This window comes from Klenkia terrae, from assembly GCF_900491935.1.
GTDB lineage: Bacteria > Actinomycetota > Actinomycetes > Mycobacteriales > Geodermatophilaceae > Klenkia > Klenkia terrae.
This window is the reverse complement of the sequence record NZ_UEXK01000004.1, coordinates 31,003-50,334: the sequence shown is the minus strand read 5'-3', so window position 1 is coordinate 50,334 and position 19,332 is coordinate 31,003. Positions and strand designations below refer to the sequence as shown.

The window sequence follows — 19,332 nt, the reverse complement described above, 5'->3', positions numbered from 1 at the left end:
TTACCATGTGTTTATCTACAAAGGAGCTTATGTCTTCTTCTTTTAGGAAGCTTACGTCGACCAGATAAGTAAATATTGGTGGAAGCGTCGGCAGCCTCAAAGGTTTTTAAGAGACGGGGCCCGCCCGCCGCCCACCACCACCCGGACGCCGGGGACGGTCAGGCTGGACTCGGCGACGTCGGTGGCCAGCACCACCCGCCGGCGCGGGCCCGGGGTCAGCGCGGCGTCCTGGTCGGCCGCGGGCAGTCGGCCGTGCAGCGGCCGGACGTCGACGTCCAGCCCGCCGAGCCGGCGCTGCACCCCGCCGATCTCGGCGGCCCCGGGCAGGAACACCAGCACGTCGTGCCCGGTCTCGGTCAGCGCCCGGCGGACGGTGTCGGCGACGGCGTCCAGCAGCCGTGGGTCGACCCGGGTGCCCAGCGGCGGCTGCACCGGCGGCCGCGGCGGGCACCACACCGTCTCGACGTCGAACAGTGCGCCGGTGGCCTCGACGACCGGTGCGTCCCCGAGCAGCGCGCTCAGCCGCTCCGCCTGCGCGGGCGCCGACATGGCCAGCAGCCGCAGCTCGGGCCGCAGCGTGGCCCGGACGTCGAGGGCGAAGGCCAGCGCCAGGTCGGTGTCGGTCTGCCGCTCGTGCACCTCGTCCAGCACCACGACGTCGACCCCCGGCAGCTCGGGGTCGGCCTGCAGCCGGCGCAGCAGCAGGCCGGTGGTGACCACCTCGACCCGGGTGGCCGCCGACCGCCGGGACTCCCCGCGGACGCTGAACCCGACCCGGTCGCCCACCCGCTCGCCGAGCAGCGACGCCATCCGGCGGGCCGCGGCGCGGGCGGCCACCCGCCGGGGCTCGGCGACCAGCACGGTGCCCTCCGCGGCGAGGGCCAGCGGGACCAGCGAGGTCTTGCCGGTGCCGGGCGGGGCGACCAGCACCGCGGTGCCGTGCGCGGCCAGGGCCGCGGTCAGCTGACCGAGGACGGCGCGCACCGGCAGGTCGGTGCCCGGGGTCCCGGGAGGTGGCAGCACGTCCCCAGTCTGTCGGGTCGCAGCCGGGCGGCCCGTGCTCAGCCGGTCCGCCAGAGCACGTCGACCACCCGGAAGACGTGGCTCCACCGGCCCGGCCGCAGCACCAGGCCGGTGACGGCCAGCGCGAGCTGGTCATCGGCGGTCAGCGGCGCCCGCAGCTCCACCAGCGGGGTGATGGTCCGGCCGGGGACGTCGCGCAGCAGCCGGTCGGCCGCGGACTCCGGCTCGCGCAGCAGCTCGGCCACGCAGGTGCCCGCCCGCAGCAGCCGGGCCCGGCGTCCCGACCGGTGCTCGAGCACGTAGGTCACCGGGCCCAGCGGGAGAAGCCCGCGGGTCCGCCGCCGGCGCGGTCCCCAGGCGCTGGTGCCGTTGGTCAGCGTGGTCTCCCGGCCGTCGGGCAGCAGCACCGGCAGCACCTGCCGGCCGCGCAGCTCGGCCTGGGTGCTGATGCCGACGACGCGCGCCCGGCACCGGCCGGTCGGGTCGAGGACGTCCACCGCGGGCGGGCCCAGCGGCGGCACCAGCCGCCAGCCGGCGAGGGCGAACGGCGCCGTCACGGGAAGCCGTTGAGCAGCTCGGCGAGGTTCCCGAGCACGCTGTCCCGGCCCGGCCGCAGCACGTGCGCGAGCAGGGCGCAGGCCAGCTCGTCGTCCGGGGTCAGCACCGTGCGCACCTCGATCGTCGGGCCGGGGACGTCGCGGCGGGCGGTGGCGATCCAGGCACCGTCGCGCAGCACCCGGGCCCGCCGACCGGTGCGGTGCTGCAGGACGTAGGCGTGCCCGGCGAGCGGCAGCAGCCCGCGGGTGCGGGCCCGGCGGCCGCCCCACCAGCGGGTGCCGTTGGTCAGCGTCGTGGCGGAGCCGTCGGGCAGCAGCACCTGCAGCACCTCCCGGCCGGCCGGGGTCGTCCGCCGCGGGCGCAGACCCACCACCCGGGCGCGCGGGCGGCCGGTGGCGTCCAGCACGTCCAGCGACGTCCGGTCCGGGCGGGGGACGACCTGCCAGCCGCGGACCAGCGGGAACGAGGTCACGGGCCGGGATCCTGCCCGGTGGCCGGGTCGTTGTCGCGCGCAACCCGGGATGCCCGGAACCGGACCAGCCGATAGACAGGCGCCATGACCGTGATCGGCTTCCACGCCTCGCACGAGCAGATCCCGCCCGCGGAGCTGCTCACCGCCGTCCAGCACGCCGAGCAGGTCGGGTTCACCGCCGCCATGTGCTCGGACCACCTCGAGCCGTGGTCGGTGCGGCAGGGCCAGTCCGGGTTCGCCTGGTCCTGGCTGGGCGCGGCGCTGGCGACGACGTCGCTGCCGTTCGGGGCGGTGAACGCCCCCGGCCAGCGCTACCACCCGGTGATCATCGCCCAGGCGGTCGCGACTCTGGCCCAGATGAACCCCGGCCGGTTCTGGGTGGCCCTGGGCTCCGGGGAGCTGATGAACGAGCACATCACCGGGCAGCAGTGGCCGCGCAAGGAGCTGCGCGACGCCCGGCTGCGGGAGTGCGTGGACGTCATCCGGGCGCTGCTGGCCGGCGAGGAGGTCACCCACGACGGCCTGGTCACCGTCGACCGGGCGCGGGTCTGGTCGCTGCCCGAGCAGCAGCCGGCGCTGGTCTGCCCGGCGGTCACCGCGGCGACCGCCCGCCGGGGCGCGGACTGGGCCGACGGACTGATCACGATCAACCAGCCGCACGACCGGCTGCGCGAGGTGCTCGGTGCCTACCGGGACGCCGGCGGGCAGGGTCCGGCCACCGTGCAGGTGCACCTGTCCTGGGCGCCGGACGAGGACGAGGCGCTGGAGATCGCCTACGACCAGTGGCGGTCCAACCTGCTGCCGCCGCCCACCTGCTGGGAGCTGGAGGGCGCGAAGAGCTTCGACCAGGTCGGCGAGCTGGTCAGCCGCGACCAGGTGAAGCAGGCGGTGCAGGTCTCGGCCGACCTGGGCGAGCACACAGCCCGGATCGCCGAGTACGCCGAGCTGGGCTTCGACCAGGTCGTGCTGCACCACGTCGGGCAGACCCAGACCGCGTTCCTGGACGCGTTCGGGGAGAAGGTGCTGCCCCAGCTCGACGTCACCCGGCCCGGGCCGGCGGTGGCCATCGACCCACCAGGCCCCGAGGGCGTGCGCCGTCCCGAGCAGGAGCCCCAGCCGGCGGTGCTCGCGTGAGGGTCAGCGACACCGCGGACCTGTGGTGGAAGAACGCCGTCCTGTACTGCCTGGACGTCGAGACCTACATGGACTGGGACGACGACGGCACCGGTGACTTCCCCGGGCTGGTGCAGCGGCTGGACCACCTGGTCGACCTGGGCGTGACCTGCCTGTGGCTGATGCCCTTCTACCCGACCGCCGAGCGGGACGACGGCTACGACATCACCGACTTCTACGGCGTCGACCCCCGGCTGGGCACGCACGGCGACGTGGTCGAGCTGATCCGCACCGCGCACGACCGCGGGCTGCGGGTGATCGTCGACCTGGTGGTCAACCACACCTCCGACCAGCACCCGTGGTTCAAGGAGTCCCGGAAGTCCACGGACAACCCGTACCGCGACTGGTACGTGTGGCGCTCGGACACCCCGCCGGACACCAGCGACCAGGTCGTGTTCCCGGACCAGGAGGACTCGATCTGGGAGCTCGACGAGAAGACCGGTGAGTACTACCTGCACCAGTTCTACAAGACCCAGCCCGACCTCAACGTCACGAACCCGCTGGTCCGCGACGAGATCGCCAAGATCGTCGGGTTCTGGACGCAGCTCGGCATCGACGGCTTCCGGATGGACGCCGTCCCGTTCCTGCTGGACACCTCGGGCAACGGGGACGGCGAGGCCGCGCGGCTGCCCGACCCGCACGGCTACCTGCGCGACATCCGGGCCTTCCTGGACCGGCGGACCAACGGCGGGATCCTGCTGGGCGAGGTCAACCTGCCCTTCGAGCAGCAGCTGGAGTTCTACGGCGGGGCCGACGGCGACGAGCTGACGATGCAGGTCGACTTCATCGGCATGCAGGCGACCTACCTGTCGCTGGCCCGCGGCGACGCCGGTCCGCTGGCCACCGCGCTGCAGGGCCGGCCGGCCACAGCCCCGGACTCGCAGTGGGCGACGTTCGTGCGCAACCACGACGAGCTGACCCTGGACAAGCTGACCGAGCCCGAGCGGCAGGAGGTCTTCGCCGCCTTCGGCCCCGAGTCGGAGATGCAGATCTACGACCGCGGCCTGATCCGCCGGCTGCCCCCGATGCTGGGCGGCGACCCGCGGCGGGTGCGGATGGTCTACAGCCTGCTGTTCTCCCTGCCCGGCACCCCGACGCTGTTCTACGGCGAGGAGATCGGGATGGGGGAGCAGCTGTCGGTGGGCAGCCGGCTCGCCGTCCGGACGCCGATGCAGTGGACGTCGGGGACCAACGGCGGCTTCTCGCGGGCGAAGGCCGCGAAGCTGCCCGGTCCGGTGGTGACCGGCGGGTATGCGCCGGAGTTCGTGAACGTGGCCGACCAGCGCAAGGACCCGGACTCCCTGCTGTCGTTCTTCCGGCTGCTCATCTCGCGGCGGAAGGAGTGCCCGGAGCTCGGGTGGGGGTCCTTCGAGGTGCTGGAGCAGCCGCACGCCGCCGTCCTGGCGCACCTGTGCTCGTGGGACGACGGCGCACTGGTCGCGCTGCACAACCTGGGCTCGGAGCCGGTGGTGGTGCCGGTGGACCTGGACGGGTGCGGGGCCGAGCACCTGCTGGCCGACCTGCTGGTCGAGGGCACCACGGCGGTGGACGCGCAGGGCCGGGCCGAGCTGGCGCTGGAGGGTTACGGGTACCGGTGGTTGCGGGTGGTGGCCCCGGGGACGCGGCGACTGCTGTGACGGGACCGCTGTGAGTCGAGATGTCGACATGTCGACCGACTCCTCGGTGCTCGCCGGGGTCGGGCCGCGGCTGCGGGCGCTGCGGCAGCGCCGGGACCTGACGCTGACGGCGCTGTCGGTGACCACCGGCATCTCGGTGAGCACGCTGTCGCGGCTGGAGTCCGGGGGTCGCAAGCCGACCCTGGAGCTGCTGCTGCCGATCGCCCGGGCGCACGGGGTGCCGCTGGACGAGCTGGTGGGGGCGCCGCCGGTGGGGGACCCGCGGGTGCGGGCGGCGCCGGTGCAGATGCACGGCATGACGATGTGGCCGCTGTCGACCCAGCCGGGCGGGCTGCAGGCCTACAAGCTGCTGATCCCGGCCGGGTCGGTGCGCGGGGAGCCGGACCAGAAGACGCACGAGGGCTACGACTGGTTGTACGTGCTGTCGGGCCGGTTGCGGCTGGTGCTGGCCGAGCACGACCTGGTGCTCGGCCGGGGGGAGGCGGCGGAGTTCGACACCCGGACGCCGCACTGGTTCGGCAGCGCCGACGACCAGCCGGTGGAGCTGCTGACGCTGTTCAGCAAGCAGGGCGAGCGGATGCACCTGCGGGCTCGCCCGAAGGGGTCCGGCTGACCGGTCCGTGGCAGGCTCGGTGGCGTGCCCGTCTCGTCGCTGGACCGCGCCAGCACCGCACTCGTCCTGGTGGACCTGCAGCGCGGGGTGGTGAGCCGGGACGTCGGGCCGCACCCGGCGGACACGGTGCTGGAGAACGCGCTGCAGCTGGCCGAGGCGTTCCGGGCGGCCGGTGCACCGGTGGTGCTGGTGCAGGTCGAGGCGCGGGACGGGGCGGCCCCGCCGACCGACGCCGACGTGCAGCGGCGCCGCAGCCGTCCGGCGCTGGGCGACGTGGTGGAGGAGCTGCGACCCCTCGGTGACGTCGTGGTCGTGAAGCACGGTTGGGACGCGTTCCACGAGACCGATCTGGACGCGCAGCTGCGGGAGCGGTCGGTGGACACCGTGGTGCTCGCCGGGCTGGCCACCAACATGGGGGTGGAGTCCACCGCGCGGTCGGCGTTCGAGCGTGGCTACGCGGTGGTCGTCGTCGAGGACGCGACCAGCAGCGTGGACGCCGTCATGCACGAGTTCGCCGTGGCCCGGGTCTTCCCGCTGATCGCGCGGGTCACCACGACCGCGGCCGCCGTCGCCGCGCTGGGCTGAGCGGTGGACGCCGGGTGGCGGTGGGACCAGGTGGCCGGCGCGGGCCGGGAGAACCTGGACCCGGTGCACGTGGCCCGGTACGACCGGATCGAGGACGCCGGGGCGGGGGCCGAGGTGCAGCTGCTGCGGCGGCACGGGCTGGGTCCGGGCTGCCGGGTGGTGGAGATCGGCACGGGGACCGGCCAGTTCGCGATCGCCGCCGCCCGGGCCGGCGCGGACGTGGTCGCGGTCGACGTCTCGCCGCCGATGCTCGCGTCGCTGCGGGAGACGCTGGCCCGCGAGGCGGTCGACGGCGTCGAGGTCGTCGAGGCCGGGTTCCTGGACTACGAGCACGCCGGGCGCCCCGCCGACGTGGTCTACACGCGCTATGCGCTGCACCACCTGCCCGACTTCTGGAAGGGCGTGGCGCTGGCGCGGATGTGCGCCCTGCTGCGCCCGGGAGGCGTGCTGCGGGTGTGGGACGTGGTCTACGGCTTCGAACCGGCCGAGGCCGAGGCGCGCCTGGAGGCGTGGTGCGCGACCGGCGGTCCGGACTCGGCGGACGCCTGGAGCCGCGCCGACTACGAGGAGCACGTGCGCGACGAGCACTCGACCTACACCTGGGTCCTCGAGGCCCTGGCCGAGCACGCCGGCCTGGTCCTGGAGGAGGCCGAGTACTCCGACGACCGCATCTTCGCCCGCTACGTCTTCCGCCGCCCCGTCCCTGTCGACCACTGACCCGTCGGTAGCGCAGAGCATCGTTGAAGTTCTCGGATCTTGGGCTTGAGGTGGGGGTCGCCTGATCCGAGGAGTTCCTGGTGGTTGTCACTACCCTTGCCCTGACCGTTGAGCTGCCTGAGCTGGGTGGTTCGTTGACCTGGTCGCAGCTGGAGGCGTGGGCGGTGGCGATGCGCGATGAGGTGCCCGCCGCCGCGGTAGCGGCGGCTGTGGAGGAGCTGCAGGACAGGCTGATCGACCGGGTGTGTGGTCCCAGATGGCTGCCGGTGTGGGACCTGCCGGCGCCGTTCGGGTGCCCGGGGTGCGGGGTGATGAGCGACTTCGCCCGCAAGGGCAAGCGCACCCGTCCGCGCCGGCTGGACACCGCCACCGGGATCGTGCGCATCCAGTTGGCCAACGTGGGGTGCCGGTCGTGCGGGCGGGTGTTCGCCCCGCTGCTGTTGTTGTTGGACCTGTCGGGCCGGCGACGCACTGATCGGTTGATGGTCGAGCTGGCCGAGTTGGCCACCCAGATGTCCTTCGCCCGCGCCGGGGCTGTGGCCGCGCAGTTCGGGGCACCCGGGACGGCCGGGCGAGCGCACTCGGCTGTGGCCGACCTGGCCCCGATGCTTGATGGGGTGGGGTGCGCAGACCTACCTGGTGCCCCCGGGCGGGCCGAGGTGGTGATCCTGGATGGCACCGGCATGCGCGCCGGTCGCCGCAGGCTGGGCGTGGACACCAACATCGCCATCGGGCTCACCGCCCGCACCGGCCCACGCCGCCGCCGCCGCGCCACGGTCAACCTGCTCGGGCTGACCCTGGGCCAGCCGTGGTCGGCCATGGCCACCCAGCTGCGTGCGGTGGACCCACCGGCGATGGTCGTCGTGGACGGGGAGCTGGCGATCACCCGACTGGCCCAGGACGTGTGGCCCGACGCCCCGATCCAGCGCTGCTGGTGGCACCTGCCCCGTGCGCTGCGCTGGGCCCTCTACGCCGACAAGGCACCGCACCCCTGGGCCAACGCCCAGCGCGCCGGACTGGTCGACCTCCTGCACCGCGTGGCCCGCGAACGACTCACCCACGCCCAGGCCTTGGACCTCTACGACGCCTTCGTCGACACCATCACCGACGCCGACCACCACGCCGCCGCACAGCTGCTCACCGGCGCCCGCGACCAGGTCTTCACCTGCCTGCGCCCCGAACTCCGACAACGACTGGCACCCCTGGGCGGACCCGAACTGGGCTCCGGAGTCATCGAGCGCGTCATGCGCGAACTCAACGCCCGCACCGACATCGGCGGCACCCGCTGGACNGGCCAGGGCGTCGATGACCTCGATCTCCTGGGCGACGTCGGCGGCGTCGGCCAGGTCGGTCCGCAGGGAGGCCAGGCCGTCGCCCTGCCCGATGGTGGTGACGTTCTGCCTGCGCTTGCGGCGCTCGGCCCGCCTTGCCGCCTCGGCCGGGTCCGCGGCGATCACCGCGCCGCCGATCCGGTCGGCCAGCGGGGTGGGGCCGATGCCTTCGGCGATCCAGCCGAGGCCTTGGGCGGCGATGGTGTCCACCAGGTCGTCGGCCAGGCCGCCGCCGGCGGACTGCTTGCGGTCCGCCAGGGCGTCCACGATCACCTGGCAACGGCGGACGTCGATCACCCCGTCCGCCGCGGCGGCCCACACCTGGGGGAGCTGCTCGACCAGGGACCGTTGCTTGGCGACCAGCGAAGAGGCGGACCCGACGCTGATGCCCAGCACCACGGCGACCTCGTCGGCGACCCAGTCATCGGGCCTCTCCGGGGCGGCGGGGTCATCGCGGCGGGCGCCGGGCAGCGGTTCCTGCGCCGGTTGCAGCTCGGCCAGGCGGGCGATCGCGGCGGCCTGCAGGGCGTGCAGCTGCGCCTGGGCGTCGGCGACGTCGCGCAGCACCGCGTGCACCCTGGCCCGGCCGGTGTCGGGGGTGACCAGCAGCTCGGACAGCCGGGTCGGTCGCAGGGTGGCACCTGCGGGCGCGAGGCCGGCGGCGACGCGGGTCGCCTGCTCGGCCTCCAGCACCGCTGCACGGGCGGCGGCGGAGGCGAAGACCTCGACCTGGGCGATGCCCACCGACAACCCCATCCGCGTCCCGACCACCTGCTGCTGCACCGCTGTCACCTCCCCTTGCCGTTCGAATATGTGTTCGAAGTCTAGCGGACCTGGCGCACGCCGACAACACGAAAGGCCTGATCAGACGCCCGTCCACAGGCAGAGTGCGAAGTGTCGGTGGCAACTGGGAACGTCACGAGGTGGTCCGTCCTCGATGGGCGAGATGTCGGGTGGGCGGCTGATCGACCCGGCCGGCGGCCGCCGCGTGGATGAGGGGCGAGGTCGTGACCGGGTCTGCGTAAGAAGAGGCCGCTGGCGAGCGTGCAGGGTCGTGACCGGGTCCGTGCGAGAAGGGGCGGCTGGCGAGCGTGCAGGGTCGTGACCGGGTCCGTGCGAGAAGGGGCGGCTGGCGAGCGGGCAGTGTCGTGACCGGGTCTGTGCCCGAAGAGGCGGCTGGCGCGCGGCCAGTGTCATGTGCGGGTCTGTGCCGCACGGGACGGCTGGCGCGCGGGCAGCGTCATGAGCGGGTGGGTGCCGGACGGGGCGGCCTCCGTGCCGGCAGGGTGATGCCCGGGTGTGTGCCGCACGCGGCGGCTGTCGGGCGAGCGGGATCGCGACCAGGTCCCCGGACTGGGTGGCCAGCGCGCGGCAGGGCCGTGACCCGGTCGGTCGGGGCTGGAGCCGGGCGGGCAGCGTGCTCCGGCTGTCCCCGAGGGGCAGCTCTGTTCACCCCACCGACCCAGCCCGCACCGAGCGGCACCTGCGGATCCGCCAGGCACCTCGGGAGATGCGGACATCCCCACGACCGGGCGCCCGCTCCACCAAATCCGCTCGTGCACCGACCGCCGCCGCGCCAGGATCGCCTCGATGACCCACCCCATGCACCCGGACCAGGTCGCCACTCCGCCGCAGCTCGTCCGCCGCCTGGTCGACGAGCAGTTCCCGCACTGGGCCGACCGACCGCTCACCCGCATCCGCCACGCCGGCACCGACCACGACGTGCACCGCCTCGGCGACGACCTCGTCGTCCGGCTGCCGGTGGTCGCCTGGGCCACCGACCAGGCCGAGCTGGAGCGGCGCTGGCTCCCGGTGCTCGCGCCGCACCTCCCGCTGGCCGTGCCCACCCACCGGGCCACCGGCCGACCGGACCACGGCTACCCGTTCACCTGGTCGGTCTGGGACTGGCTGCCCGGCAGGTCGGTCGACGGTCGGCTGGACGACGCCGCCGCCGATGCCCTCGCCGGGTTCCGGGACGCGCTGCACGCCGTCCCCACCGATGTCGCGCCGCCGCGGCGGCCGCACAGCCGGGGCGGGCCGCTGGCCGAGCTGGACGACGAGGTGCAGCCGGCGATCAGGAGGGTCGGGGACCTGGTCGACGCACCCCGCACGCTGGCGCTGTGGGCCGAGGCCGTGCAGGCGCCCCGGTGGACCGACGACGTGTGGCTGCACGGCGACCTGCTGCCCGGCAACGTCCTGGCCGACGAGGATCGCCTCTCGGCCGTCATCGACTGGGGTTGCCTGACCACCGGTGACCCCGCGGCCGACCTGGTCGCCGGCTGGCACCTGTTCGACGGACCGCAGCGGCGGCGGTTCCTCGGCGACGCCGACGACGCAGCGGCCGCCCGGGCCCGCGGGTGGGTGATCAGCCAGGCGGTCATCGCGCTGCCCTACTACCGCGACACGAACCCCGGCATCGTCGCCCAGTCGCTGCGGGCGCTGGCCGCCGTCCTCAGCTGAACGCGTCGAACCCGAGCTTGACCGCCAACCCCAGCCCGAGGACGGCGATGACCCGCCGCAACCACGTGCCGTCTACCCGACGCACCACCCGGGGACCCAGCCGCCCGCCGACGAAGAAGCCGATCGCCAACGGCACCATCGCCACCCAGTCGACGTCGGCGAAGATCGCGTACCCGAGGGCGGCGACGGCGTTGGCGACCAGCAGCAGCACGTTCTTGGCGGCGTTGCCCCGGGCCACGGTCGTGCCGGTGGTCAGCAGGAACATGGCCAGCATGAGCACCCCGGCCGCCGCCCCGAAGTAGCCGCCGTAGATGGCGATCACGTAGACACCGGCGACCAGCCCCAGGGCGTTCCGGCGACCCTCGGCGGCCAGCTCGCGCGGCGGGCGCTGCACCAGGATCGCCACCGACGCCCCGGCGATGAGGAACGGCACGATCCGCTCGAACCCGCCGGCCGGGGTGATCAGCAGCAGCACGGTCCCGGTGATGCCGCCCAGCAGCGCGGCCACCGACAGCCGGACCAGCCGGCGGCCCTGCCCGACCAGCTCCGGGCGCGAGGCGCTCACCGACCCGACGCCGTTGAACACCAGCGCGACGGTGTTGGTGACGTTCGCGGTGACCGGCGGCAGCCCGGCGGCCAGCAGGGCCGGGTAGCTGACCAGCGACGCCAGCCCGGCGATCGAGCCGGTCAGCCCACCGCCCACCCCGGCGACCAGCAGCAGCACCCAGGTCAGCACGTCCACGTGTGCCCACCCTGCCTCATCGGGTCAGCAGCACCACGATCGCCACCACGCCGACCACCACGATCAGGCTCCGCAGCAGCCAGGCCGGCAGCCGCCGTCCGTACCGCCCGCCGAGGTAGCCCCCGACCAGTGAACCGCCGGCGACCAGGCCGGCGGCGGTCCAGTCGACCCGGTCGGTGGCGACGACGACGTAGGTCGCCGCGGCCACGAAGTTCACCCCCAGGGTCAGCACGTTCTTGATCGCGTTGAGCTGCTGCAGGGAGTGGGGGAGCAGCAGCCCGAACAGCCCGATCTGCAGCACGCCCTGGCTGGCTGCGAAGTACCCGCCGTAGGTGCCGGTGACGTAGGCGAAGCCGAACAGCGCCGCCGTCCGGCCCGGCCCCACCCGCGCCGTGGGCGACCCACGGTCGCGCAGCCGCCGCGCCAGCAACGGCTGCACCGCCACCAGGACGACGGCCAGCGCGACCAGCCCGGGGACGACGGTCTCGAACGCGGCGGCCGGCAGGTGCAGCAGCAGGAACGCCCCGCTCAGCGCCCCGAGCACGGACGCCGGGAACAGCGACAGCAGCAACCGCCGCTGCCCGGCCAGCTCGCGCCGGTAGCCGATCGCCCCGGTCAGGTTGCCCGGCACCAACCCCATCGAGTTCGAGACCGTCGCGGTGACCGGCGGCAGCCCGACGGCCAGCAGCACCGGGAACGTGACCAGGGAGCCCGAGCCCACGACGGCGTTGATCGACCCCGCGGCCAGCCCGGCGAGGGCGACCGCGACCATCTCCCAGCCGCTCACGAGTCCTTGCGGCCGGCGTCCACCACCCGCAGCACCGGGGCGCCCTGCTCGTCGGAGGCCTCCAGGTCCACCTCCACGTCGATGCCCCAGTCGTGGTTGCCGGCCGGGTCGTCGATGATCTGCCGGACCGTCCACACGCCCTCGACGGAGCGGTCCACGACGAACAGCGCCGGTCCCCGCGCGTCCGCCCCGGTCTGCACCTCGGCGTGCTCGGCGAAGTAGGCCTGCACCACCTCGCCCCACCGCTCGGCGTCCCACCCGGCGGCGCCGTCCAGCTCGCCGAGGTCGTACCAGCGGCGGCGGGCCCAGAACTGCACCCGCTGCCAGACCGCGTTGCGCACCATCGCGGTGAACGCCCGCACGTTGCCGGTGAGCGGCCGCGGCCGGGCCGGGACGGCGGGCACGTCGACGGCGTCCGAGGGGTTGGTCAGCTCCTCCCACTCGTCCAGCAGCGACGAGTCCACCTGCCGCACGACCTCGCCCAGCCACTCGACGACGTCGGTGACCTCCTCGGTGCGCGCCTCGGCCGGCACCCCGGACCGCAGCGCGCGGTAGGCGTCGGTCAGGTAGCGCAGCACCGCGCCCTCCGACCGGGTCAGCCCGTAGGCGTTGACCAGCTCGCGGAAGGTGTACGCGCTCTCCCACATGTCCCGGACGACGGACTTGGGCGAGGGCTGGACGGCGGCCGCCCACGGGTTGCCCCGCACGAAGGTCTCGTGCGCGGCCTCCAGCAGCTCGGCCAGCGGCTTGGGGTAGCTGACCTCCTCGAGCAGCTCCATCCGCTCGTCGTACTCGATGCCCTCGGCCTTCATCTCGGCCACCGCCTCGCCGCGGGCCTTGTTCAGCTGCGCGCCGAGGATCTGCCGGGGGTCGTCCAGCGTGGCCTCGATGACGCTGACCACGTCCATGACGAACGTGTCGGACTCCGGGTCCAGCAGGTCGATCACGGCCAGGGCGAAGGTGGACAGCTGCTGGTTGAGCGCGAACCCGGCCGGCAGGTCACCGGTCAGCCGGTAGGTCACCCGGCCGTCCACGACCACCCGCTCGACCACCTCGGCGGCCAGCAGCGTGCGGCCGATGCCGATCGCGTCGCGGATCAGCTTCAGCTGCCGCTTGCGCGGCTCGTGGTTGTCGGTCAGCAGCTTCGCCAACGCCGCCACCGGGTCGCCCGGGCGGGCCAGCACGTTGAGCAGCATCCCGGTGGTGACCTGGAAGTGGCTGGTCAGCGGCTCGGGCTCGGCGGTCTCCAGCCGCTGGGCGGTCGCCTCGCTCCACGGCACCATGCCCTCGGGCACCTTCTTGCGCACCAGCTTGCGGCGCTTCTTCGGGTCGTCGGCGACCTTGGCGAACTGCTTGAGGTTCTCCACCTCGTGCTCGGGCGCCTGGACGACGACGTACCCCGCGGTGTCGTAGCCGGCCCGGCCCGCGCGGCCGGCGATCTGGTGGAACTCCCGCGCCGACAGCATGCGCACCCGGGTGCCGTCGTACTTCGAGAGCGCGGAGAACACCACCGTGCGGATCGGCACGTTGATGCCCACGCCCAGGGTGTCGGTGCCGCAGATGACCTTGAGCAGCCCGGCCTGGGCCAGCTGCTCGACCAGCCGGCGGTACTTGGGCAGCATCCCGGCGTGGTGCACGCCGATGCCGTGCCGCACCAGCCGCGAGAGCGTCGTCCCGAAGGCGCTGGAGAACCGGAAGCCGCCGATCAGGTCGGCGATCTTGGCCTTCTCCTCCTTGCTGCACACGTTCACGCTCATCAGCGCCTGCGCCCGCTCCAGGGCCGCGGCCTGGGTGAAGTGCACGACGTAGACCGGTGCCTGCCGGGTGTCCAGCAGCTCCTGGATCGTCTCGTGCGCGGGGGTGGTGGCGTAGGAGAAGTGCAGCGGCACCGGGCGCTCGGCGCCGGCCACCAGCGCGGTGGTCCGGCCGGTGCGCCGGCTGAGGTCCTCCCGCAGCGCGGTGGTGTCGCCGAGGGTGGCCGACATCAGCAGGAACTGGGCGTTCGGCAGCTCGAGGATCGGCACCTGCCAGGCCCAGCCGCGGTCCGGATCGCCGTAGAAGTGGAACTCGTCCATCACCACGAGCCCGATGTCGGCCTCCGGGCCCTCGCGCAGCGCGATGTTGGCCAGGATCTCCGCGGTGCAGGCGATGATCGGGGCGTCGGCGTTGACCGCGGCGTCGCCGGTGAGCATGCCGACGTTCTCCGCGCCGAAGACCCCGCACAGGGCGAAGAACTTCTCGCTGACCAGCGCCTTGATCGGCGCGGTGTAGAAGCTCACCCGGTCCTGGGCCATCGCGGCGTACTGCGCGCCGGTGGCCACCAGCGACTTGCCCGAGCCGGTCGGGGTCGCCAGCACCACGTTGGCGCCGCTGACCAGCTCGATCAGCGCCTCCTCCTGGTGCGGGTACAGCGGGGTCCCCGCAGCCTCCGCCCAGGCGGCGAACTCGGTGAACAGGGTGTCGGCGTCGGCGCCGTCGGGCGGGGAGAGGGGGGTGCGGGCGGCGGTCATCGTGCTCACCAGGGTGCCCCACGCGTGCCGGTCGCCCCTCCCGGGTACGCGGGCCACGGGTCGAGACGAGGCCGCACCAGCAGGAGACAGGAGACGCCTCGTGTCCGCACCGCGCCCCGAGCCCGACGACCAGCCCACCCAGCAGCAGACCCCACCGGGCACCCTCGGCGAGATGTCGCCGCGCCCCGACCACGGCGAGGACAGCTACCGCGGGTCCGGCCGGCTGACCGGCAAGGCCGCCGTCGTCACCGGCGGCGACAGCGGCATCGGCCGCGCCGTGGCCATCGCCTTCGCCCGGGAGGGCGCCGACGTCCTCGTCGCCTACCTGGAGGAGGACGACGACGCCCGGGACACCGCCCGCCTGGTCGAGGAGGCCGGCCGCCGCTGCGTCCTCGTGCGCGGCGACCTCGCCGACCGCGCGCACGCCAAGACCGTCGTCCCGAAGGCGATCGAGGAGTTCGGGAAGATCGACGTCCTGGTCAACAACGCCGCGTTCCAGATGACCCGGGAGTCCCTCGAGGAGACCCCCGACGAGGAGTTCGACCACACCGTGGCGCTGAACCTGGGCGCGATGTTCACCCTGTCCAAGGACGCCGTGGCGCACATGGGCCCGGGCGGGTCGATCATCAACAGCTCGTCGGTCAACTCCGACATGCCCAGCCCGACGCTGGCCGTCTACGCGATGACCAAGGCCGGCATCGCCAACTTCACCGCCAGCCTCGCCCAGCTCTACGCGGACAAGGGCATCCGGGCCAACAGCGTCGCGCCGGGCCCGGTCTGGACGCCGCTGATCCCCTCGACCATGCCCGAGGAGAAGGTGAAGTCCATCGGCCAGCAGGTGCCGCTGGGCCGCGCCGCCCAGCCCGCGGAGCTGGCGCCGGTGTACGTGCTGCTGGCCAGCGACGAGGCCAGCTACGTCTCGGGGGCCCGGGTCGCCGTGACCGGCGGCAACCCGATCCTCTGACATGGTCTTCGTCTGGGGATGGGGTGGCGGCCGGCGGCGCCGGCGGCCGGGCTGGGGTCCGGGACCCGGCTACGGCGGTGGCGGGCCCGGCTACGGCGGCTACGGACCGGGCTACGGGCCCGGGTACGGCCGGCGCCGGGGCGACGACAGTTGCCTGCGGGACCTGCTGTTCCTCAACACCGGTTGCTGCCTGGCGCAGTCGCTGGGCTGCGGCCTGGAGTCGGTGCTGCTGGCACCGCGGGCGGCCCGCGGGCTGACCGGGACGACGGCGGCGGAGCGCCTGGTGTCGGCCGTCCGGACCTACCAGCGGGAGGTGAGCGCGCACCGGCCGCCGGTCTGCCGGTTCACCCCCAGCTGCTCGGCCTACGCGGTGGAGGCGCTGGAGACGCACGGCGCCCGGACCGGCACCCGGCTGACCCTGGCCCGGTTGGTCCGCTGCCGGCCGGGAGCCGCCGGCGGCGCCGACCCGGTCCCGCCGGGGTCAGCCGTGCACGGCTGCGGCGACCTGGGCGATGTCGGCGGGCCGGACCCGGCAGCACCCGCCGACCAGGCGGGCACCGGCTGACAGCCACGCGGTGACGTCGCCGACCCCGGGCGTGCCGGTCCACGCCCGGGCGTCGGCGTCCCAGCTCTCGCCGCTGTTGGGGTAGACCACGACCGGCTTGCCGCTGGCCACCCGTGCCCAGACAACGGCCGGGACGACGGACGCCGGGTCCGTGCAGTTGACGCCCACGGCGACCACCTGGTCGATCCCGCGGACCATGCCCAGCACGTCGGACAGCGGCTCGCCGCGGCGGGTGCGGGCCACGCCGTCGGCGCCGGTGACCGAGGACAGCGAGAACCACGCGGGGACGTCGAGCGCGGTCACCTCGGCCAGCAACGCCTCGACCTCGCCGGCGCCGGGCAGCGTCTCGCAGGCCAGCACGTCGACCCCGGCCTCGGCCAGCGCGGCCAGCCGGGGCCGGTGGAACTCCCGGAGCTCCGCGGTCGACACCTCGTCCAGGTACGCGCCGGTGTACTCCGACCCGTCGGCCAGGTACGCCCCGTACGGACCGACCGACCCGGCCACCCACGAGGAGGGCGCGCCCTCCCGGGCCAGCTGCACCGACCGGCGGATCAGCCCCTCGGCGTCGGCGAACCCGGCGGCGGTGAACCCGGGCACGGTGGCCTGGTAGCTCGAGGTGGTCGCGACCTGGGCCCCGGCGGCCTCGAAGGCGGCGTGCGCGTCGCGGATCGCGCCCGGGTCGTCGCGGAGCAGCCGGGCCGACCACAGCGCGCTGGTCACGTCGTGCCCCCGGGACTCCAGCTCGGTGGACAGCCCGCCGTCCAGGACGACGGGACCGGTGGCCAGCGCAGCGGCGAGGGGGAGGGGCACGGGAGGATGGTCCCGTGCCCACCGACGACCCCGCAGGCGACCTCCCGGTCACCCCGCGGCTGGTCGTGCCCGCGGCGATGCTCGGGTGGCGGTTCAGCCGGTCCTCCGGGCCCGGCGGGCAGGGCGTGAACACCGCCGACAGCCGGGTGGAGCTGTCGGTGCGGGTGCTGGAGATCCCCGGGCTGACCGAGCACCAGCAGGCCCGGCTGGCCGACCGGCTGGGCGCGCGGCTGGTCGACGGCGTCCTGACGATCGCGGCGTCGGAGCACCGGCAGCAGCTGCGCAACCGGGAGGCCGCCCGCGCCCGGCTGGCGATGGCCGTCGGCCAGGCGCTCGCGCCGCCGGCCCCGCCCCGGCGCAAGACCAAGCCGACCCGCGGGTCCAAGGAGCGGCAGATCACCGCGGAGAAGCAGCGCGGTCAGCTCAAGAAGCAGCGCGGCACGCTGGACTGAGCGCGGTTGGGGTCGGTCGACACAAGTCGGCCCCTCCGCACCGGGCTCGCGAATCGCAGGAGGCTGAGCGCCGTTCACAGCGGTTGACCGGGCGGCGAGGAACCGCAGCCGCGCACGCGAGGTGGTGCTGGGGCAGGTGGTGCTGATGGAGCGAGCCCTGGCGGGATTGGACGAAACTGAACCGATCCGTTCGTCCACCTGGTCGGCTGCCTGAGCCTCGGCTGTGTGATGTCCTCGGAGTTGTCCGTCGAGCTCGGCGGCCACTTGTGACGAACGGGGTCAAATCGTGTCAGAGCAGTACGGGCAGCAGGGACCGCCTCAGGACGCCCGGTCCGCCAAGGCGCAGGCCAAGGCTGACAAGGCTTACCGCAAGGCGAGCCGGCCCTTCTACAAAAAGCCCATCTTCATCATCTTGGCGCTCATCGTGGTCATCGTGATCATCGTGATCGCCACGAGCGGGGGTGACGACTCGTCGTCCGACACCTCTCAGCCGGCTGGACCGAGCTTTGCCGGGCAGCAGGAGGATGACTCCTCGGCCAATGCCGGCGAGGCCATCGATCTCGAAGGGGTCTCGGTCACGTCGACCCCCTTGGTGGACGGCGAGTCGTTCGGGACCGGCGCCGTCCTGTGCACCACCGTGACCATCCAGAACGGCACCGACGACACGGTGAACTTCAACGGTGGATTCGACTGGTCCATGCAGGACCCGAACGGGGCCAGCCGAAACACGAACTTCGCCGGGACGGGCAACTTCTTGGGCGCCGGCGATCTGGTCGCCGGGGGCAACGTGACTGGTGACGTGTGCTTCGATGCGGACACGACCGTCACCGGGACCTACGTCGTGATCTACAAGCCGACGTTCTCCTTCTCGTCGGATCGCGCCGCCTGGCTCAACAACCGCTGACCCTCACAGCTGGTGCGGGGCCGTCCACAGAGGACGGCCCCGCACTAGAGACCGGTCGCCGGTTTCACGCACGTGCTCGACGGGCCACATGGAGGCCTCGTGAACTAGGCCCGGTCGGGTACGGATCGGCCATGACGGGGGCGACGTTCGCGCACGGGAGGCAGGTCCGTCCCCACCTCGTTGCCTATCCACGGTCATGGAGTGGATCCACGCCGAGGATGTGGACTTGCCTCGGTCGGCGGCGCCCTGCTCAGGCCAGCGCGGCCAGGGCGGCGTCGACGTCGTCGGCGTGCACGAAGTCCAGCGCCAGCAGCCGGTGCACCAGCACCCCGCGGCGGGTCAGCCGCAGGTCGGCCGGGCGGAGCCGCGGCTGGGCGGCACCGCCGGGCCGGGGGACGGCGACCGGCGGGTCCAGCAGGCCGGCCCGCTGCAGGTCGGTCAGGTCCTCGGCGGCGCCCCAGGCGATCCACCCCCGCGGGTCCACCGGCACCGGGGTCAGCGGCAGCGGGTGGCGCTCCCGGCGGCCGACCGCGGCCAGCAGGGCGAGCTGGCGCCAGGTCAGCGACCGGGTGAGCAGCAGCGCCCGGTCGGCCAGGGCAGCATCGACGTCGGGGGAGAAGACCACCTCGGCGAGCAGGTAGCCCAGGTTCCGCACCCGGCGCTCGTCGGCCGAGGCGCGCGCGGCCAGCAGCACGCCCTCCCCGACCTCGCGGGCGGCGACCCGGCCGCCGGCCCGCTCGGTGAAGAACCCGTCCGAGCGCACGTGCCGGTCCCGGCGGGACAGCGAGACGCCGTGCTCGACGGCGAACGCCAGCGCGGCCCCCGCCCGGGCGGCCTCGCGCCGCGGCAGGGCACCGCCGGCGAGGTCGTCGGCCAGGTCGCGCAGGCAGGCGGCGAAGCGGTCGTCGAGCTGGAGGGCCGCGTCGGCGGGGGAGTAGACGAGGACGGCGGCCGAGCCGGTCATCGACCCGGCGATCCCGAAGCCCGACTCGATCAGCGCACGGCCGGGCTCCGGTGAGGTCACGCGAC

At 73.9% G+C, this 19,332-nt stretch carries 19 protein-coding genes; 10 read left to right on the top strand and 9 right to left on the bottom strand.

The features are described 5' to 3' along the window. Window positions 1-96: 96 nt before the first annotated feature. The 3 genes from LFA75_RS00405 to LFA75_RS00395 are packed head-to-tail and all read right to left on the bottom strand — an operon-like array spanning window position 97 to window position 2,053. Entirely contained in the window at window positions 97-1,023 is a 927-nt protein-coding gene (locus LFA75_RS00405) for a DEAD/DEAH box helicase (RefSeq protein ID WP_225231806.1), read from the bottom strand. A 38-nt stretch (window positions 1,024-1,061) separates the two neighbouring features. Continuing rightward, the gene (locus LFA75_RS00400; protein WP_225231805.1) at window positions 1,062-1,580 is read right to left on the bottom strand and encodes a hypothetical protein; all 519 of its coding nucleotides are present in this window, start codon (window positions 1,578-1,580) and stop codon (window positions 1,062-1,064) included. Beyond that, the gene (locus LFA75_RS00395; protein WP_225231804.1) at window positions 1,577-2,053 is read right to left on the bottom strand and encodes an NIPSNAP family protein; all 477 of its coding nucleotides are present in this window, start codon (window positions 2,051-2,053) and stop codon (window positions 1,577-1,579) included. Before LFA75_RS00395 ends, LFA75_RS00400 begins: the two co-directional genes overlap by 4 nt. 84 nt (window positions 2,054-2,137) lie before the next feature. Between LFA75_RS00395 and LFA75_RS00390 the strand changes: the two genes are divergently transcribed. The 5 genes from LFA75_RS00390 to LFA75_RS00370 are packed head-to-tail and all read left to right on the top strand — an operon-like array spanning window position 2,138 to window position 6,778. Next, window positions 2,138-3,187, top strand: a complete 1,050-nt coding sequence (locus tag LFA75_RS00390; protein ID WP_225231803.1) for a TIGR03885 family FMN-dependent LLM class oxidoreductase — start codon at window positions 2,138-2,140, stop codon at window positions 3,185-3,187. Further along, window positions 3,184-4,863 carry an alpha-amylase family protein gene (locus LFA75_RS00385; protein ID WP_225231802.1) on the top strand — a complete coding sequence of 560 codons (1,680 nt, stop codon included), beginning with the start codon at window positions 3,184-3,186 and terminating at the stop codon, window positions 4,861-4,863. Before LFA75_RS00390 ends, LFA75_RS00385 begins: the two co-directional genes overlap by 4 nt. 28 nt (window positions 4,864-4,891) lie before the next feature. Further along, on the top strand, window positions 4,892-5,476 hold the full coding sequence (locus tag LFA75_RS00380; RefSeq protein WP_225231801.1) for a helix-turn-helix domain-containing protein: 585 nt from the start codon (window positions 4,892-4,894) through the stop codon (window positions 5,474-5,476). A 24-nt stretch (window positions 5,477-5,500) separates the two neighbouring features. Then, the gene (locus tag LFA75_RS00375) at window positions 5,501-6,061 is read left to right on the top strand and encodes an isochorismatase family protein (protein WP_225231800.1); all 561 of its coding nucleotides are present in this window, start codon (window positions 5,501-5,503) and stop codon (window positions 6,059-6,061) included. Window positions 6,062-6,064: 3 nt separating this feature from the next. Further along, window positions 6,065-6,778: a class I SAM-dependent methyltransferase gene (locus LFA75_RS00370; protein WP_225231799.1), complete on the top strand. Its 714-nt coding sequence runs from the start codon at window positions 6,065-6,067 to the stop codon at window positions 6,776-6,778. A gap of 632 nt (window positions 6,779-7,410) precedes the next feature. Here the strand turns inward: LFA75_RS00370 and LFA75_RS24035 are convergent. Continuing rightward, window positions 7,411-8,865, bottom strand: a complete 1,455-nt coding sequence (locus tag LFA75_RS24035) for a DUF222 domain-containing protein (RefSeq protein WP_225235981.1) — start codon at window positions 8,863-8,865, stop codon at window positions 7,411-7,413. Window positions 8,866-9,699: 834 nt separating this feature from the next. Between LFA75_RS24035 and LFA75_RS00360 the strand changes: the two genes are divergently transcribed. After that, window positions 9,700-10,569, top strand: a complete 870-nt coding sequence (locus LFA75_RS00360) for a phosphotransferase (protein ID WP_225231798.1) — start codon at window positions 9,700-9,702, stop codon at window positions 10,567-10,569. On the opposite strand, the gene LFA75_RS00355 is transcribed toward LFA75_RS00360, so the two are convergent. Genes LFA75_RS00355 through LFA75_RS00345 form a run of 3 tightly spaced genes read right to left on the bottom strand, consistent with a single transcriptional unit; the run spans window position 10,562 to window position 14,608 of the window. Next, complete coding sequence (locus LFA75_RS00355; protein ID WP_225231797.1) at window positions 10,562-11,311, bottom strand: sulfite exporter TauE/SafE family protein; 750 nt, start codon at window positions 11,309-11,311, stop codon at window positions 10,562-10,564. The genes LFA75_RS00360 and LFA75_RS00355 overlap by 8 nt on opposite strands. A gap of 16 nt (window positions 11,312-11,327) precedes the next feature. Next, window positions 11,328-12,098, bottom strand: coding sequence for a sulfite exporter TauE/SafE family protein (locus LFA75_RS00350; protein ID WP_225231796.1), 771 nt, complete (start codon window positions 12,096-12,098; stop codon window positions 11,328-11,330). Further along, window positions 12,095-14,608 (bottom strand): DEAD/DEAH box helicase, encoded by a 2,514-nt coding sequence (locus LFA75_RS00345; protein ID WP_225231795.1) that lies wholly within the window; start codon window positions 14,606-14,608, stop codon window positions 12,095-12,097. The genes LFA75_RS00350 and LFA75_RS00345 overlap by 4 nt, the downstream gene beginning before the upstream one ends. 100 nt (window positions 14,609-14,708) lie before the next feature. Between LFA75_RS00345 and LFA75_RS00340 the strand changes: the two genes are divergently transcribed. Next, on the top strand, window positions 14,709-15,572 hold the full coding sequence (locus tag LFA75_RS00340; protein WP_225231794.1) for an SDR family oxidoreductase: 864 nt from the start codon (window positions 14,709-14,711) through the stop codon (window positions 15,570-15,572). A 1-nt stretch (window position 15,573) separates the two neighbouring features. Continuing rightward, the gene (gene yidD / locus LFA75_RS00335) at window positions 15,574-16,137 is read left to right on the top strand and encodes a membrane protein insertion efficiency factor YidD (protein WP_225231793.1); all 564 of its coding nucleotides are present in this window, start codon (window positions 15,574-15,576) and stop codon (window positions 16,135-16,137) included. On the opposite strand, the gene mmuM is transcribed toward yidD, so the two are convergent. Beyond that, the gene (gene mmuM, locus LFA75_RS00330) at window positions 16,054-16,947 is read right to left on the bottom strand and encodes a homocysteine S-methyltransferase (protein ID WP_225231792.1); all 894 of its coding nucleotides are present in this window, start codon (window positions 16,945-16,947) and stop codon (window positions 16,054-16,056) included. The genes yidD and mmuM overlap by 84 nt on opposite strands. A 14-nt stretch (window positions 16,948-16,961) precedes the next feature. Between mmuM and arfB the strand changes: the two genes are divergently transcribed. Together arfB and LFA75_RS00320 are read left to right on the top strand one after the other, a co-directional pair. Next, the gene (gene arfB / locus LFA75_RS00325; protein ID WP_225231791.1) at window positions 16,962-17,399 is read left to right on the top strand and encodes an alternative ribosome rescue aminoacyl-tRNA hydrolase ArfB; all 438 of its coding nucleotides are present in this window, start codon (window positions 16,962-16,964) and stop codon (window positions 17,397-17,399) included. Between the two features lie 286 nt (window positions 17,400-17,685). Next, window positions 17,686-18,303: a DUF4352 domain-containing protein gene (locus LFA75_RS00320; protein WP_225231790.1), complete on the top strand. Its 618-nt coding sequence runs from the start codon at window positions 17,686-17,688 to the stop codon at window positions 18,301-18,303. A gap of 250 nt (window positions 18,304-18,553) precedes the next feature. On the opposite strand, the gene LFA75_RS00315 is transcribed toward LFA75_RS00320, so the two are convergent. Further along, window positions 18,554-19,327 (bottom strand): hypothetical protein, encoded by a 774-nt coding sequence (locus tag LFA75_RS00315; RefSeq protein WP_225231789.1) that lies wholly within the window; start codon window positions 19,325-19,327, stop codon window positions 18,554-18,556. Window positions 19,328-19,332 lie beyond the last annotated feature (5 nt).

Bases quoted from the DNA above. Each gene is read 5' to 3' on its own strand.
- LFA75_RS00390 (WP_225231803.1), top strand. From the start codon at position 2,138: ATGACCGTGATCGGCTTCCACGCCTCGCACGAGCAGATCCCGCCCGCG.
- LFA75_RS00380 (WP_225231801.1), top strand. From the start codon at position 4,892: ATGTCGACCGACTCCTCGGTGCTCGCCGGGGTCGGGCCGCGGCTGCGG.
- LFA75_RS00360 (WP_225231798.1), top strand. From the start codon at position 9,700: ATGACCCACCCCATGCACCCGGACCAGGTCGCCACTCCGCCGCAGCTC.
- LFA75_RS00345 (WP_225231795.1), bottom strand. From the start codon at position 14,608: ATGACCGCCGCCCGCACCCCCCTCTCCCCGCCCGACGGCGCCGACGCC.
- yidD (WP_225231793.1), top strand. From the start codon at position 15,574: ATGGTCTTCGTCTGGGGATGGGGTGGCGGCCGGCGGCGCCGGCGGCCG.